Origin of the sequence: Stenotrophomonas pictorum JCM 9942 (assembly GCF_001431585.1) — a bacterium.
GTDB classification, from domain to species: Bacteria; Pseudomonadota; Gammaproteobacteria; order Xanthomonadales; family Xanthomonadaceae; genus Stenotrophomonas; species Stenotrophomonas pictorum.
The window spans coordinates 86,904-101,236 of the sequence record NZ_LLXS01000045.1 but is presented as its reverse complement, the minus strand read 5'-3'; the positions used below and the strand labels follow the sequence as shown (position 1 = coordinate 101,236).

The 14,333-nt window shown below is 67.8% G+C and carries 12 protein-coding genes; all 12 read left to right on the top strand.

Going from position 1 to position 14,333, the window contains the following annotated elements:
- The first annotated feature begins 53 nt into the window (after positions 1-53).
- The 12 genes from ARC78_RS13525 to ARC78_RS13470 all read left to right on the top strand — a co-directional run bounded on the left by ARC78_RS13525 (position 54) and on the right by ARC78_RS13470 (position 14,294).
- Complete coding sequence (locus ARC78_RS13525; protein WP_054659595.1) at positions 54-2,162, top strand: putative bifunctional diguanylate cyclase/phosphodiesterase; 2,109 nt, start codon at positions 54-56, stop codon at positions 2,160-2,162.
- Positions 2,163-2,224: 62 nt separating this feature from the next.
- Positions 2,225-3,355 (top strand): flagellar biosynthesis protein FlhB, encoded by a 1,131-nt coding sequence (flhB, locus tag ARC78_RS13520; protein WP_054659593.1) that lies wholly within the window; start codon positions 2,225-2,227, stop codon positions 3,353-3,355.
- A complete protein-coding gene (gene flhA, locus ARC78_RS13515) occupies positions 3,352-5,454 on the top strand; it encodes a flagellar biosynthesis protein FlhA (RefSeq protein ID WP_057506491.1) in 2,103 nt (700 codons plus the stop codon). The genes flhB and flhA overlap by 4 nt, the downstream gene beginning before the upstream one ends.
- Positions 5,455-5,604: 150 nt before the next feature.
- Positions 5,605-7,275, top strand: a complete 1,671-nt coding sequence (gene flhF, locus ARC78_RS13510; RefSeq protein ID WP_057506490.1) for a flagellar biosynthesis GTPase FlhF — start codon at positions 5,605-5,607, stop codon at positions 7,273-7,275.
- On the top strand, positions 7,262-8,146 hold the full coding sequence (locus ARC78_RS13505) for a MinD/ParA family ATP-binding protein (protein WP_054660045.1): 885 nt from the start codon (positions 7,262-7,264) through the stop codon (positions 8,144-8,146). Before flhF ends, ARC78_RS13505 begins: the two co-directional genes overlap by 14 nt.
- Positions 8,143-8,889, top strand: coding sequence for an RNA polymerase sigma factor FliA (locus tag ARC78_RS13500; RefSeq protein ID WP_054660043.1), 747 nt, complete (start codon positions 8,143-8,145; stop codon positions 8,887-8,889). Before ARC78_RS13505 ends, ARC78_RS13500 begins: the two co-directional genes overlap by 4 nt.
- Positions 8,890-8,902: 13 nt before the next feature.
- Positions 8,903-9,295: a chemotaxis response regulator CheY gene (cheY, locus tag ARC78_RS13495; protein ID WP_054660041.1), complete on the top strand. Its 393-nt coding sequence runs from the start codon at positions 8,903-8,905 to the stop codon at positions 9,293-9,295.
- Positions 9,295-9,915 carry a protein phosphatase CheZ gene (locus tag ARC78_RS13490; protein WP_057506489.1) on the top strand — a complete coding sequence of 207 codons (621 nt, stop codon included), beginning with the start codon at positions 9,295-9,297 and terminating at the stop codon, positions 9,913-9,915. Before cheY ends, ARC78_RS13490 begins: the two co-directional genes overlap by 1 nt.
- 4 nt (positions 9,916-9,919) lie before the next feature.
- Positions 9,920-11,764 carry a chemotaxis protein CheA gene (locus tag ARC78_RS13485; RefSeq protein ID WP_057506488.1) on the top strand — a complete coding sequence of 615 codons (1,845 nt, stop codon included), beginning with the start codon at positions 9,920-9,922 and terminating at the stop codon, positions 11,762-11,764.
- 44 nt (positions 11,765-11,808) lie between these two features.
- Complete coding sequence (locus ARC78_RS13480) at positions 11,809-12,549, top strand: flagellar motor protein (protein WP_057506487.1); 741 nt, start codon at positions 11,809-11,811, stop codon at positions 12,547-12,549.
- 3 nt (positions 12,550-12,552) lie between these two features.
- Entirely contained in the window at positions 12,553-13,512 is a 960-nt protein-coding gene (gene motD / locus ARC78_RS13475; RefSeq protein ID WP_057506486.1) for a flagellar motor protein MotD, read from the top strand.
- Entirely contained in the window at positions 13,512-14,294 is a 783-nt protein-coding gene (locus ARC78_RS13470; protein WP_054660952.1) for a ParA family protein, read from the top strand. Before motD ends, ARC78_RS13470 begins: the two co-directional genes overlap by 1 nt.
- The last annotated feature ends 39 nt before the right edge of the window (positions 14,295-14,333 follow it).

Below are 14,333 nucleotides of genomic sequence, written 5' to 3'. Positions count from 1 at the left end.
GCCTGCCACCTCGCACCGGGACGGTGCGGTGCGCCATCTCCGGAGGGGTCCTGATGCTCGTCGGCAGCTATAACCCGTTGTTCGTCGTGCTTTCAGTTCTGGTCGCCATTCTGGCGTCATACACGGCGCTGGACATGGCCGCCCGCGTGTCCGTCGCCGATTCCCGCCGCAGCGCCGCGCTGTGGCTGCTGGCCGGCAGCGGCGCGATGGGTGCGGGTATCTGGTCGATGCACTTCATCGGCATGCTCGCCTTCCGCCTGCCAATCCCGGTGGGCTATGACCTGTGGCTGACGCTGCAATCGCTGCTGGTGGCCATCGCCAGCGCGCTGTTCGCGCTGTGGCTGGTCTCGCGCCCGACCCTGCCGCATCTGCGGCTGGCGCTGGGCGCGCTGCTGATGGGAATAGGCATCGCCTGCATGCATTACCTCGGCATGACCGCCCTGCGCATGCATCCGCAGATCGAGTACGACCGTTTCTGGTTCGCGCTGTCCATCGTGATCGCCGTTGCCGCCTCCTGGAGCGCGTTGTTCATCGCCTTCCGCCTGCGCGCCAGCGACCACCCGCTGCCGGCGCGTCTGGCCGCCGCTATCGTGCTGGGGCTGGCGATCGTCGGCATGCACTACACCGGCATGGCCGCGGCGCATTTTGCCGAGGGCAGTGTCTGCGCCGCGGCCGGTACGGGCGGGCTGCCAACCGAATGGCTGGCCGCCTTCGTGGTGGTGGTATCGGTCGCGGTGATCGGCGTGACGCTGCTGGTCTCGCTGCTGGAACAACGTACCCGGAGCCGGCTGCTGCACCTGCGCAACTCGATGCTGGCCGCCTCGCTGGACGACGCGCGCAAGGAGCTGTTCCACGCCAACCTGCACGACCCGCTGACCGGCCTGCCCAACCGCCAGCGGGCGCTTGAACGGATCGACCAGCAGATCGCCAGCGCCCGCGACGCCGGCCACAGCCTGGCCGTGCTCTCGCTGGATCTGGACGAGTTGCGCCAGATCAACGGCGCCTTCGGCCATCATGTCGGAGACACCGTCCTGGTAGGCGTGTCCGAACGCCTCAGGCAGCTGATGTGCGCCGGGGATCTGGTCGCCCGGCTCGGGGGCGACCAGTTCGTGATCGCCACGCCGATCGAGGACGAGCCGGCGGCCAGACGACTGGCCGAGCGCGTCATCACCGCGATCAACACCCTGCGCGTGGGCGGCCGCGACATGCGCGTGACCTGCAGTATCGGCGTGGCCCTTCTCAGCGCCGACACCGAGGCCGGCCAGTCGCTGGTATCGCTGTCGGAGATCGCGATGCGCCACGCGCAGCAGGCCGGGCGCAACATCCACGCGGTCTATGCCGAGTGGATGAAGGGCAGCGTCGAGCAGGATATCCGCCTGCTCGCGGACCTGCGCTCGGCCATCGGCACGCCGCAACTGCTGCTGCATTACCAGCCTCGCATCCATGCCAACAGCGGCCGTGTCGGCGGGGCCGAAGCGCTGCTGCGCTGGCGCCATCCCGAACATGGCCTGATCCCGTGCGAACGGGTGATCCGGCTGGCCGAGCAGCACGACCTGATGGAGCCGCTGGGCCAGTGGGTGTTGAACGAGGCCTGCCGGCAGATGCGCAGCTGGCAGGATGCCGGTCACCAGGACTGGCGGATATCGGTCAACCTGTCCAGCCGCCAGCTCGGTTCGGGCCAGCTGCTTGGCCAGGTCCGCCAGATCCTGGAGCACAACGGACTGCACCCCTCGCGCCTGATCCTTGAAATCAGCGAAAGCGTGGTGATGCACGATGCCGACACCACCTCCACCTCGTTGCGCGCGCTGGCGGCGCTGGGTATCGGCATTTCCATCGACGACTTCGGTACCGGCTACTCCAGCCTGCTGCAGCTCAAGCGCCTGCCCGCCACCGAGTTGAAGATCGACCGGGCCTTCATCCTGGCGGTGGAGGAGAGCGACGAGGATGTGGTGATCATCTCGGCCATCATCGCGCTGGGCCATGCGCTGAACATGGACGTCGTCGCCGAGGGCATAGAAACGCAGGGCCAGCGTACCTATATCGAGCGTCTGGGCTGCGACTACCTGCAAGGCAACCAGCTCGGCCAGCCGGTCAGTGCCGAAAGCTTCATGCGGCTGCATGGCGGCGTGGCGCTTCCGGCGGTGGACCACAGCGAACCCTGAGCGCCGCGGCCAGCGGAACGCTTCTTGCACGGAGACAGTAAGCTCCCCTTCCGTGCCGCGTGATGTCCGAGAACGACCAGTCCGGCGAAAAGACCGAACTTCCCACCGAAAAACGCCTGCGCGACGCCCGCGAACAGGGCAATATCCCGCGTTCGCGCGAGCTGGCCACCGCCGCGGTGTTCAGCGCGGGCGTGCTGGCCATCTACGCGATGGCCGGCACCATCGGCAGTGGCACCCGCAGCTGGTTGCGTGGTGCCCTGACCCCGGAGGCGGCGCTGTTCCGCAACCCTGACGCGCTGTTCGGGCACGCCGGCTGGCTCCTGTTGAAGTTGATGGTGGCCATTTCACCGCTGATCCTGGTGTGCGTGCTGGCCAGCTTTGTGGCCCCGGTGGTGATGGGGGGCCTGCGCGTCTCGCAGAAGGCGCTGATGCCGGATTTCAACCGGCTCAATCCGATGAACGGGCTCAAGCGGCAGTACGGCCCGGAAGCCCTGGCCGAACTGGCCAAGTCCCTGTTGCGGATCGTATTCGTCGGCACCGCCGCCGGGCTGTGCATGTGGCATGGCATGGACCGCTTGCGCGGGCTGCTGCGCATGCCGCTGGAGAGCGCGGCCAGCAGCGGGTTCGGCTTCACCTTGCAGCTGCTGCTGGCCACCGCCGGGGCGATGTGCCTGCTGGCGGCCATCGACGCGCCGTACCAGAAGTGGAACTGGCTGCGGAAGCTGAAGATGACCCGCGAGGAGCTCAAGCGCGAGCTCAAGGAAAGCGAAGGCAGCCCCGAGATCAAGGGCCGCATCCGCCAGATGCAGATGCAGCTGTCGCAGCGGCGGATGATGGAAGCGGTGCCCAGCGCCGACGTCGTCGTGGTCAACCCGACCCACTACGCGGTGGCACTGAAGTACGAAGGTGGCCGCATGAACGCGCCGACGGTGGTGGCCCGCGGTGTCGATGAGCTGGCCCTGCGCATTCGCCAGGTGGCCGACGGCAACAAGGTCGCCATCGTCTCCGCTCCGCCTTTGGCACGCGCCTTGTATAGAGAAGGGCAACTCGGCAAGGAAATTCCCGTGAGACTGTATTCGGCTGTTGCCCAGGTCCTGTCCTACGTCTACCAGCTGCGCCAGTGGCGCACCGGACCCATGCCCGCGCAACCGCCGTTCGAGGTGGATGAATTCGGCAAGGCAGGCACGCCATGAGCGTGCAATCGATGCCGTTTGGGGTGCGCCGGGCGCTGGAGATGATGCGCAACGGGCTGGGAACGCCATTGATCGTGCTGGCACTGCTGGCGATGGTGGTGATGCCACTGGCCGCGCCGGTGCTGGATGCACTGTTCACCTTCAACATCGCCATTTCGCTGATGGTGCTGCTGGCGGTGGTCTATGTGCAGCGGCCGCTGGATTTCACCATCTTCCCGATCGTGCTGCTGATCACCACGATGCTGCGGCTGGCACTGAACGTGGCCTCCACCCGGGTGATCCTGCTCAATGGCCAGAACGGCCACGAGGCGGCCGGCAAGGTGATCGCCTCGTTCGGCGAATTCGTGATCGGCGGCAACTATGCCGTCGGCATCGTGGTGTTCGCGATCCTGACCATCATCAACTTCGTGGTCATCACCAAGGGCGCCGGACGCGTGTCCGAAGTGGCCGCACGCTTCACCCTCGATGCCATGCCCGGCAAGCAGATGGCCATCGATGCCGACCTCAACGCCGGTTTGCTGACGCGCGAGGAAGCCAAGATCCGTCGCGAGGAAGTCCGCGAGGAAGCCGATTTCTACGGTGCGATGGATGGCGCCAACAAGTTCATCCGCGGCGATGCGATCGCCGGCATCCTGATCCTGTTCATCAATCTGCTCGGCGGCCTGGCCGTTGGCGTGCTGCAGCACGGCATGCCGTTCGGCGACGCGGCCGCCACCTACACCCTGCTGTCCATCGGTGACGGCCTGGTCGCGCAGCTGCCGGCGCTGCTGGTGTCCAGCGCGGTCGCACTGCTGGTCACCCGCGCCTCGCGCAAGCAGGACATGAGCCAGGCGATGATGGGCCAGGTGTTCGGCCAGTACCGTGCCCTGGCCATCGCCGCCGGCATCATCGGCCTGGTCGGCCTGGTGCCGGGCATGCCCAACGTCGCCTTCCTGACGCTGGCGGCGATTCTCGGCTTCCTGGCCTGGAAGTTCTGGAAACGTGACGGCGCCGCGGCCGCCAGCGGCGCCGATCCGGCCACCGTGCCCGGCGACATCCCGGGCCTGTCCCCGCCGCAGCCGGCCCCTACCGCCGAGCTGACCTGGGACGAACTGCGCCCGATCGATCCGCTGGGTCTGGAAGTCGGCTACCGGTTGATTCCGCTGGTGGACAAGGCCCAGGGCGGCGAGTTGATGGCGCGCATCAAGGGCGTACGCCGCAAGCTCACCCAGGATGTCGGCTTCCTGATTCCCTCGGTGCATATCCGCGACAACCTGGAGCTGCCGGCGACCGGCTACCGGCTGCTGATCCACGGCGTGCCGGTGGCCAGCGCCGAGATCCATCCCGACCGCGAACTGGCGCTGGATCCGGGCAGCGCACTGGGCCAGCTGGACGGTATTCCCGGCAAGGACCCGGCGTTCGGCCTGGACGCGACCTGGATCCAGCCACACCAGCGCGCCCATGCCGAGTCGATGGGCTACACCGTGGTCGACCCGGCCACCGTGGTCGCCACGCACCTGTCGCACCTGATCCGCGAACACGCGCCCGAGCTGCTCGGCCACGAGGAAGTGCAGCAGCTGCTGGCCACGCTGGCCAAGAGCGCGCCCAAGCTGGTGGAAGATCTCACCCCCAAGGCGCTGCCGATTTCCGTGGTCGCCCGCGTGCTGCAGAACCTGCTCACCGAGCGCATCCCGGTACGGCAGCTGCGCAAGATCGCCGAGGCCCTGGTGGAGAACGCCCCGCAGACCCAGGACCCGGCCATCCTTACCGCCGCCGTGCGCAACGCGCTGGGCCGTTTCATCGTGCAGGAGATCGCCGGAATGTCGGCCGAGCTGCCGGTGTTCACCCTCAACCCGCAATTGGAACGGGTCTTGCAGGAATCCACGCAAGGCAATGGTGCCGCACTGGAACCGGGTCTCGCCGAACGCCTCCATCAAAGTCTTGCCGAATGTGTGGGCAAGCAGGAGGCGCGCAACGAGCCGGCGGTGGTGCTGGTACCAGGCCCGGTCCGTGCCGCACTCGCCCGGATGGTCCGCCACAGCGTGCCCTCGCTGTCGGTGCTGGCCTACAGCGAAGTGCCGGAAGACAAGCGCCTGAAACTGGTCGGCACGATCAGTTGAGGCACTGGAAACCGGCACCCGCGACGGAAAACAGACATCTGAACCCTATCCGCAGCAATGAAGGACGAAGGAGCACCTCCCGCCATGCATGACATTGCCAACGCCCCCTCGCCTTCCTTGCAACCGCACTCCAATTCCCGGTACCACAGCATGAAAATCAAACGTTTCGTCGCCGCCGATATGCGTACGGCCATGAACCTGGTGCGCAAGGAGCACGGCCCGGATGCCGTGATCCTGTCCAACCGGCGGATCGAGGAAGGTGTCGAGATCGTGGCGGCCGCCAGCTACGACGAAGCCGTGGTGCAGCGCGCACTGGAAGCCGCACGCCCGGCCCCGCCGGCGCCGCCCAAGCCGCGCAGTGCCGCCGAAGCGATCATGGCCGCCGTGACCCGCCGCAAGGCGCCGGAGCCGGAGGCCGTCATCCCCACCACCTCGGCCGTGGCCGCGCTGGCCCGCTCGGCCGTGGGCGCCACCGGCCGCTCCATCGAGAGCACCACCGACCTGCCCGCCCGCGGCCGTTTCGCCGCGATGCTGCAGCCGCGCCCGGAACCCGCCCCGGCAGCGACAGTGCTGCCGCCGCAGACGTTCGCCACGCTGCCGCCGTGTGATGACGAACCGGTGGTGCCGGTCTTCCTCGCGCCGGGCAGCGCCAGGCAGCCGGTTGCCGTTGCCGCCTCGCAGCCGCTGCAGGCCGCGCCGGTGCCAGCGCTCAACCGCGCCAATTTCCTGATCGATCCACCGCTGGAACCCGCGGCGGAGCCCACCTTTGAAGTGGCGCCCGCTGCAGAAGCTGCCAGCACGCCGGCGACCCCGCCACAGCGGTCGGCCTTGCCGGAACCGGCCGCGGCACCTGCCATCTCCACGGCGGCGGCCGGCCCGGCGCTGGTCGCCGTGGCCAGCCCGGCCCCGCACGACGATGCGCAGATGCGCGAGTTGCGCCAGGAAGTGGCCGGCATGCGCCAGCTGATCGAGCGCGAGATGAACCGCTTCACCGATGAGCGCCTGCGCGGCAGCACCGTGCGGGCCAGCGCGCTGGACCTGATGGACGAATACGGCTTCGACGCCGGTCTGGCCCGGGACGTGGTCATGCAGATTCCGCTGGAGACCGATCCGGCCCGCGCCCGTGGCCTGATGCTGGGGCTGGTCTCGAAGAAGCTGCCGATCGCGCCGATCGACCCGATCGAAAGCGGCGGCGTCATCGCCCTGGTCGGCCCCACCGGCGCCGGCAAGACCACCACCATCGCCAAGCTGGCCTCGCGTTTTGCCGAAGCCCACGCCGCCCGCGACGTGGCCTTGGTCACCACCGACACCCAGCGCATCGGCGCCCGCGAGCAGCTCTACGGCTTCGGCCGCCAGCTCGGCGTGGCCGTGCACGAGGCCAACAGCGGCACCAATCTCAACCAGCTGCTGGAGCGCCTGGCCGACTACAAGCTGGTGCTGATCGACACCGCCGGCCTGGGCCAGCGCGACCGCGCCCTGGCCGCCCAGCTGCAGTGGCTGCGCGCCGCCGGCCAGATCCGCACCTTGCTGGTACTGCCTGCCAATACCAGTTTCCAGGACATGGACGAGGTGGTACGCCGCTTCGGCGCCGCCAATCCGCAGGGGCTGGTGCTGACCAAGCTCGATGAGACCGGCCGGTTCGGTTCGGCGCTGTCGGTGGCGGTGGACCACAACCTGCCGATCACCTGGGTGACCGACGGCCAGGACGTGCCGGAGGACCTGCATCGCGCCTCGGCGGCGAATCTTGTACTTCGCCTTGAAGATTTGCGCCGCGCGGCCGATATGCCCTGCAACCTGGAGTCCAACAATGCCGTCGCGTGAGTACGCCCAACTGACCAACACCTTCCCGCTTTCGGCCACGCGTCGCGAGCCGGCCGGTCCGGTACGCACGATTGCGATCACCGGCGGCAAGGGCGGCGTGGGTAAAACCAACGTCTCGGCCAATATGGCCGTCGCCCTGGCCGGCATGGGCAAACGCACCCTGCTGCTGGACGCCGACCTGGGCCTGGCCAACATCGACGTGATCCTGGGCCTGCAGCCCAAGCACACCCTGGCCGACCTGGTTGCCGGGCGCTGCACGCTGGACGAGGTGATCATCGAAGGCCCCAACGGCGTGCTGGTGGTGCCGGCCGCATCCGGTCGCCGGCACATGGCCGAGCTGCAGCCGGCCGAGCATGTCGGTCTGGTCAACGTGTTCTCCGAGCTCGAACGCGAGCTGGACGTGATGATCATCGACACCGCCGCCGGCATCACCGACAGCGTGCTGACCTTCTGCCAGGCCGCGCAGGACACAGTGGTGGTGGTCTGCGACGAACCGGCCTCGATCACCGACGCCTATGCGCTGATCAAGGTGCTCTCGCGCGAACGCGGTGTGGACCGCATGCAGGTCGTGGCCAACATGGTGCGCGACCCCAACGAAGGCCGCGTGCTGTACGAGAAGCTGGTGCGCGTGTGCGACAAGTTCCTGGCGGATGTATCGCTGAACTACCTGGGCTGCGTGCCGCAGGACGACTGGCTGCGCCTGTCGGTGCAGCGCCAGCAGCCGGTGGTGAAGGCGTATCCGTCTTCGCCGGCCGCGCTGGCCCTCCAGGAAATCGCGCTGCGAACCTCGCGCTGGGAAGCCCCGACCGAAGCCCGCGGCGGCGTCGAGTTCTTCCTGGAACGCATCATCCAGCGCGGGGTGCCTGCATGAATCCCGCCGCCCAGTACCGTGAAGTGCAACGCGCCAGCAGCAATGACTGCATCGCCCAGCACGCGGACCTGGTACGCCGCATCGCCCATCACATGGCCGCGCGCCTGCCGGCCAGCGTGGAGATCGACGATCTGATCCAGGCAGGCATGATGGGTCTGCTGGAAGCATCGCGCAGCTACGATGCCGACCAGGGAGCATCGTTCGAGACCTATGCCTCGATCCGCATCCGCGGCTCGATGATCGACGAGATCCGGCGCGGCGACTGGGTGCCACGCTCGGTGCACCGGCGTGCCCGTGAAGCGGCCGGTACCATCCGCCGGCTGGAGCAGGCCAGCGGCCGTGCCGCCAGCGCCACCGAGGTGGCCGAGGCCATGGACATCCCGCTGCCCGAGTACATGCGGCTGATCGAAGACGCCTCGCGTGGCCAGGTGCTGAGCCTGGAATCGCGGATCGAGGACCAGGGCGAGCTGGACACGCCGGCCAGCGGCGGCCCGACCCCGCAGCAGATGCTCGAACGCAGCCAGTTCGGCGCCGAACTGGGCAAGGCCATCGCCCAATTGCCCGAGCGCGAACAGCTGGTGCTCTCGCTCTACTACGAGCAGGAATTGAACCTGAAGGAAATCGGCGCGGTACTGGGTGTCAGCGAATCGCGTGTCTGCCAGATCCACGGCCAGGCCACGCTGCGCCTGCGCGGCCGATTGAAGATATTCGAGGCGGCAGACGCCGGACTCGAGGAACCATGAAGAGGAAAGCCCTTTGAACAAGAACATGCGCATCCTGATCGTCGATGACTTCTCGACCATGCGCCGCATCGTCAAGAACCTGCTCGGCGACCTGGGCTTCACCAATACCGCGGAAGCCGAGGACGGGCATGCGGCGCTGTCGCTGCTGCAGAGCCAGCCGTTCGATTTCGTTGTCACCGACTGGAACATGCCGGTAATGACCGGTATCGAGCTGCTCAAGGCGATCCGCGCCGACGCCAGGCTCAAGACCCTGCCGGTGCTGATGGTCACCGCCGAGGCCAAGCGCGAACAGATCATCGAAGCGGCCCAGGCCGGCGTGAACGGCTACATCATCAAGCCGTTCACCGCGCAGACCCTGGAAGAAAAGCTCGGCAAGATCTTCGAGCGTCTGGCGGCGAGCGCCTGATGGCCGGTCACAGCGAAACCCTGGGCGACAAGAGCGCCCTGATCCAGCGCCTGCAGGATGCACTGGCCGCATTGGAGAGCGGTGACGAAGCCGGCTGGCGTCGCGAGATCGACGCGCTGGCCGCGCTGCGCACCCAGCCGATGATGGCCGGCCTGGGCCGGCTGGCCCGCGAACTGGGCCAGGCGCTGGGCGAACTGCCCAGCATCACCACCGATGCCGGCGAACTGGACGATGCCTGCGCGCGCCTGGACCACGTGGTCGAGATGACCGAAAAAGCGACCCATCGCACGCTGGACCTGGCCGAGGAATGCCGCACGCTGACCGAACAGCTGCGCGCCGAAGGCCTGAATCCCGGACAGGACGTGATCCTGGACCGCATCCGCCACAACCTCACCGAGGTGGCGCTGACCCAGAGCTACCAGGACCTGACCGGGCAGATCATCCGTCGCGTGGTCGGCATCGTCCGCCGCGTGCACGAAGGCTTCGGTGCGCTGGGGCTGCCGCCACCGGAGGAAGACGCGCGCAATGCCGGGCTGGCTGGCCCGGCGGTCAGCGGCCTGGACCGCCACGCCGTCTCCCAGCATGACGCTGACGACCTGCTCTCGGATCTGGGGCTGTAAACACATGAGTGCTTTTGCCGACGACATCGCCGCCGACTTCATCCTTGAAGCGCAGGAAATCCTCGATCGCCTCGGCGAGCAACTGGTGGCGCTGGAACAGGCCCCGCAGGATGCCGACCAGCTCAATGTGGTGTTCCGCGGTTTCCACACGCTCAAGGGCGGCGCCGGCTTCCTGTCGATCACGCCGATGGTCGAGCTGTGCCATGCGGCAGAAGAAACCCTGGGCATGGCCCGGTCCGGCAAGGCCCAATTGCTGGCCCATCATTTCGATGCCGCCCAGCAATCGCTGGACTGGCTGCAGTCGATGCTCGATGCGGTCTCCGCCGGCACCGACCCGGCCCATGCCCCGGCCAGCCTGATCGCCCAGTTCGACATCGGCGCGGCGCCCGTCGCTGCGCCGGTGAAGACCGCGCCGGCCGCCGCCGACAGCGACCTGATCAGCGAGGACGAGTTCGAAGCGCTGCTGGACGCCCTGCACGGCCCCACCGCGCCCGGCGCGGCCCCCGCAGCCAAAGCGGGCGATGACCTGATCAGCGAAGATGAGTTTGAAGCGTTGCTCGACCAGCTGCATGGAGGCGCCGCCCCCGGCGCGCAACCTGCTGCCGCTGCGCCGCCAGCGCCCGCCGCAACGGCAACGCCTCCTGCCCCGGCCTCCCGGCCGGCACCGCCACCCAAAGCCACAGGCAAGGCGACCGAAGCCGAGCAGACGGTACGCGTGGACACCAAGCGGCTGGATGCCATCGTCAACCTGATCGGTGAGCTGGTACTGGCCCGCAACCGTCTCAAGACCCTGCGTACGCGATTGAAGGACGAAGAACTGGATCGTGCCGTGTCCACCCTGGATATCGCCACCGCGCGCCTGCAATCGGCAGTCATGCGCACGCGCATGCAGCCGGTCGGCAAGGTGTTCTCGCGCTTCCCCAAGGTCGCCCGTGACGTGGCCCGCTCGTTGAACAAGGAAGTGGACCTGGAGCTGATCGGCGCCGACACCGAGCTGGACCGCAATCTGGTCGAAGCCTTGGCCGATCCGCTGGTGCACCTGGTGCGCAACGCCATAGACCACGGCGTGGAAGCGCCCGACTTACGTGAAGCGCAGGGCAAACCGCGCGTGGGCCAGGTCCGCCTGACCGCGCAGCAGGAAGGCGACTACGTCTCCATCGAGATCCAGGATGACGGGGCCGGCATCGATCCCGAGCGCCTGCGCGCCAAGGCCCGCGAGAAGGGCCTGATCGATCCGGAAGCCGCCGCCCGCCTGAGCAGCGAGGAATGCCTGCACCTGGTGTTCCTGCCCGGCTTTTCGACCAAACAGCAGGTCACCGATATCTCCGGTCGCGGCGTGGGCATGGACGTGGTGCAGTCGCGCATCCGCGAACTCAGCGGCCAGATCCAGATCCAGTCCGAACTCGGTCGCGGCAGCCGCTTCCTGATCCGTGTGCCGTTGACCCTGGCAATCCTGCCGACGCTGCTGGTGCAGGCCGGTCAGGATGTCTACGCGCTGCCGCTGGCGCGCGTGATGGAAGTGCTGCACGCCCCGGCCACCGCGCTGGGCTGGTTCGACGGCCGCGCGGTACTGGACCGCAAGTCGCACACGCTGGCGCTGGTGGACCTGCGCCGCTGGCTGGACGTGACCCCGGCGGCCTCGCAGCTGCTGACCATTGTCGTGCTGCAGGTCGGCGAAGCGCGCTTCGGCCTGGTGGTGGATCAGGTGCGGGGCCGCGAAGAAGTGGTGATCAAACCCCTGCCCAAGGCGCTGCGCGGTCTGCCGGGCTACGCCGGCGCGACCCTGATCGGTGATGGCCGCATGGCACTGATCCTCGACGTCGATGGCCTGCGCAACCCGCAGGACTGACGCTTCCCGTTCAAGTAGCCCCACTCAAGGCCGATACCTTTCAAATGGACAGACTCAGCATCATCGGACTTTTTCTCGCGCTGGCCTCGCTGGTCGGCGGCAGCATCCTGAAAGGTGCCGGGCTGTCGTCGCTGTGGTCGCCGGCGGCGTTTGTGATCGTCATCGTCGGCACGGCGGCGGCGATCCTGCTGCACACCTCGCCGGCCGTCTTCAAGCACGCCTTCAAGATCGTGCGCTGGGTGGTGCGGCCGCCGGAAAGTGACCGTCAGGCATTGATCCAGCAGATCGTGGACTGGAGCAACATCGCCCGCCGCCAGGGTCTGCTCGGACTGGAACCGCAGGTGGAGCTGCAGGACGACCCGTTCGTACGCAAAGGCCTGCAACTGGTGGTCGATGGCGTGGAGCCGGAAACCATCCGCCACATCATGGAGATCGAACTGGGCAGCCAGGAACACCGTGACCTGGCCGCGACCAAGGTGTTCGAGGGCATGGGCATCTACGCCCCGACCCTGGGCATCATCGGTGCGGTGCTGGGCCTGATCGCGGTGATGAAGAACCTGGCCGATCCGAGCAAGCTTGGCCACGGCATCGCCGCGGCGTTCACCGCCACCATCTACGGCATCGCCTCGGCCAACCTGCTGTTCCTGCCCGTGGCCGCCAAGCTCAAGGGCGTGATCGCCCACAACAGCCGCGAGCACGAGATGATCATCGAAGGGCTGATCGCCATTGCCCAGGGCGAGAACCCGCGCAATATCGAAACCAGCCTGGCCGGCTTCGTGAACTGAGCCATGGCCCGTCGCAAACCACACGAAGAACACGGCAACCACGAGGCATGGGCGATCCCGTATGCCGACCTGATGACGCTGCTGCTCGCCTTTTTCGTGGTGATGTACGCCATTTCCTCGGTCAACGAGGGCAAATACCGGGTGATGGCCGATGCCTTGACCACCGCCTTCGGCGGCGCGCCGCGTACCGTCAGCCAGGTGCAGGTGGGCAACCAGCAGCTGCAGGGGGGCGGTTTTGACAGCCCCTCGGTGATCCGCGCCCCAAGCATGACCGGCGGCGCGATGAATGACCCTACCCGCTTGCCGGCGATGGCCTCGCAGATGCGCATGCCCGTATCGATGCGCGACCACGCGCAGCTGCAACGGGCCGAGCGCCAGCTCAATCAGATCGCCGACCAGCTCAGCGAAGCCCTGGCTCCGCTGGTCAAACAAGGTGTGATCACCGTGCGCCGCACCGAGCTGTGGATCGAGGTCGAGATCAACAGCGACATCCTGTTCGGCACCGGCTCGGCGGCACTGGACCGCGACGCCCGCCAAACCCTGGCCAAACTGGCCGAAGTGCTGCAGGCCGCGCCCAATGGCGTGCGCGTGGAGGGCCATACCGACAACCTGCCGATCGCCACCGCGCAGTTCCCGTCCAACTGGGAGCTGTCGGCCGCGCGCGCGGCCAGCGTGGTGCACCTGTTCGCCGATCACGGGGTGCAGCCGGACCGGCTGGCGATGGTGGGCTACGGCGAATTCCGCCCGCGCGACAGCAACACGCTGGCCGAAGGCCGCAACCGCAACCGCCGGGTGATGGTGATCATCCTGGCCGATTCCGCCGCCAGCGTGGACGCGCTGTCCGACGGCATCACCACCGCGGCTGCCGACGCCCCTGCGCCGGCCAGCGCCGGCGACGGCGCCCCCCCGCCAGCCCGGGCCGCCAGCCCGGTCCTGACGGATGCTATTGAAGGAGTGCATTGATGCGTATCTGGGCCGTTGCCAACCAGAAAGGTGGCGTTGGCAAAACCACAACCACGCTGGCGCTGGGTCGCGGCCTGGCCGCGCTGGGCCACAAGGTCCTGCTGATCGACCTGGATCCGCACTCCTCGCTGACCCGGGCGTTCGGCGTCCCGCTCGAACCGGCACCGACCGGCGTACTGGAGCTGTTCGCCACGCCGCCGGCCGATATCGGCGCGCTCAGCCATGCCAGCCGCATTCCCGGCCTGGATTACCTGTGCGCCCAGGCGGCACTGGCCACGCTGGAGCGCCGCAGCGCCAACCAGCCCGGGCTGGGGCTCGCCCTGCAACAGGCGTTCACCCGCCATGGCGGGCAGCACGACTACATCCTGCTGGACTGCGCGCCCACGCTGGGCCTGCTGATGATCAACGCGCTGGCCGCCGCCGATCGTCTGATCATTCCCACCCAGGCCGAGCCGCTGGCGCTGCACGGGCTCGACGGCATGGTCCGCACGGGCGAGATGGTCGAGCGCTCGCGCCAGCGTCCGCTGCCGATCTCGATCCTGCCGACCTTGTTCGACCGCCGCACCCGCACCGGCAACGAAACCCTCAAGCAGATGCAGGACCGGCACGGCGCGCGCGTCTGGGAAGAGGCGATCCCGGTGGACACCAGCATCTCCAACCCGAACGCGCTGACGGTACCGGCGATCGGCGACGCCTATCCCGGTCGTGCGCTGCTGGCCTACCGGCGGGCGCTGGAATGGCTGCGCGGCGCCGATGCCAGCCTGCTGGAGCACGCGGCATGAGCAACACCGACGTGCTGGATGACTATCTGGGCGAACTGC

Bases quoted from the DNA above. Each gene is read 5' to 3' on its own strand.
- ARC78_RS13490 (WP_057506489.1), top strand. From the start codon at position 9,295: ATGGCCGGTCACAGCGAAACCCTGGGCGACAAGAGCGCCCTGATCCAG.
- motD (WP_057506486.1), top strand. From the start codon at position 12,553: ATGGCCCGTCGCAAACCACACGAAGAACACGGCAACCACGAGGCATGG.
- ARC78_RS13485 (WP_057506488.1), top strand. From the start codon at position 9,920: ATGAGTGCTTTTGCCGACGACATCGCCGCCGACTTCATCCTTGAAGCG.
- ARC78_RS13480 (WP_057506487.1), top strand. From the start codon at position 11,809: ATGGACAGACTCAGCATCATCGGACTTTTTCTCGCGCTGGCCTCGCTG.
- ARC78_RS13500 (WP_054660043.1), top strand. From the start codon at position 8,143: ATGAATCCCGCCGCCCAGTACCGTGAAGTGCAACGCGCCAGCAGCAAT.
- ARC78_RS13470 (WP_054660952.1), top strand. From the start codon at position 13,512: ATGCGTATCTGGGCCGTTGCCAACCAGAAAGGTGGCGTTGGCAAAACC.
- ARC78_RS13525 (WP_054659595.1), top strand. From the start codon at position 54: ATGCTCGTCGGCAGCTATAACCCGTTGTTCGTCGTGCTTTCAGTTCTG.
- flhA (WP_057506491.1), top strand. From the start codon at position 3,352: ATGAGCGTGCAATCGATGCCGTTTGGGGTGCGCCGGGCGCTGGAGATG.
- ARC78_RS13505 (WP_054660045.1), top strand. From the start codon at position 7,262: ATGCCGTCGCGTGAGTACGCCCAACTGACCAACACCTTCCCGCTTTCG.
- flhB (WP_054659593.1), top strand. From the start codon at position 2,225: ATGTCCGAGAACGACCAGTCCGGCGAAAAGACCGAACTTCCCACCGAA.
- flhF (WP_057506490.1), top strand. From the start codon at position 5,605: ATGAAAATCAAACGTTTCGTCGCCGCCGATATGCGTACGGCCATGAAC.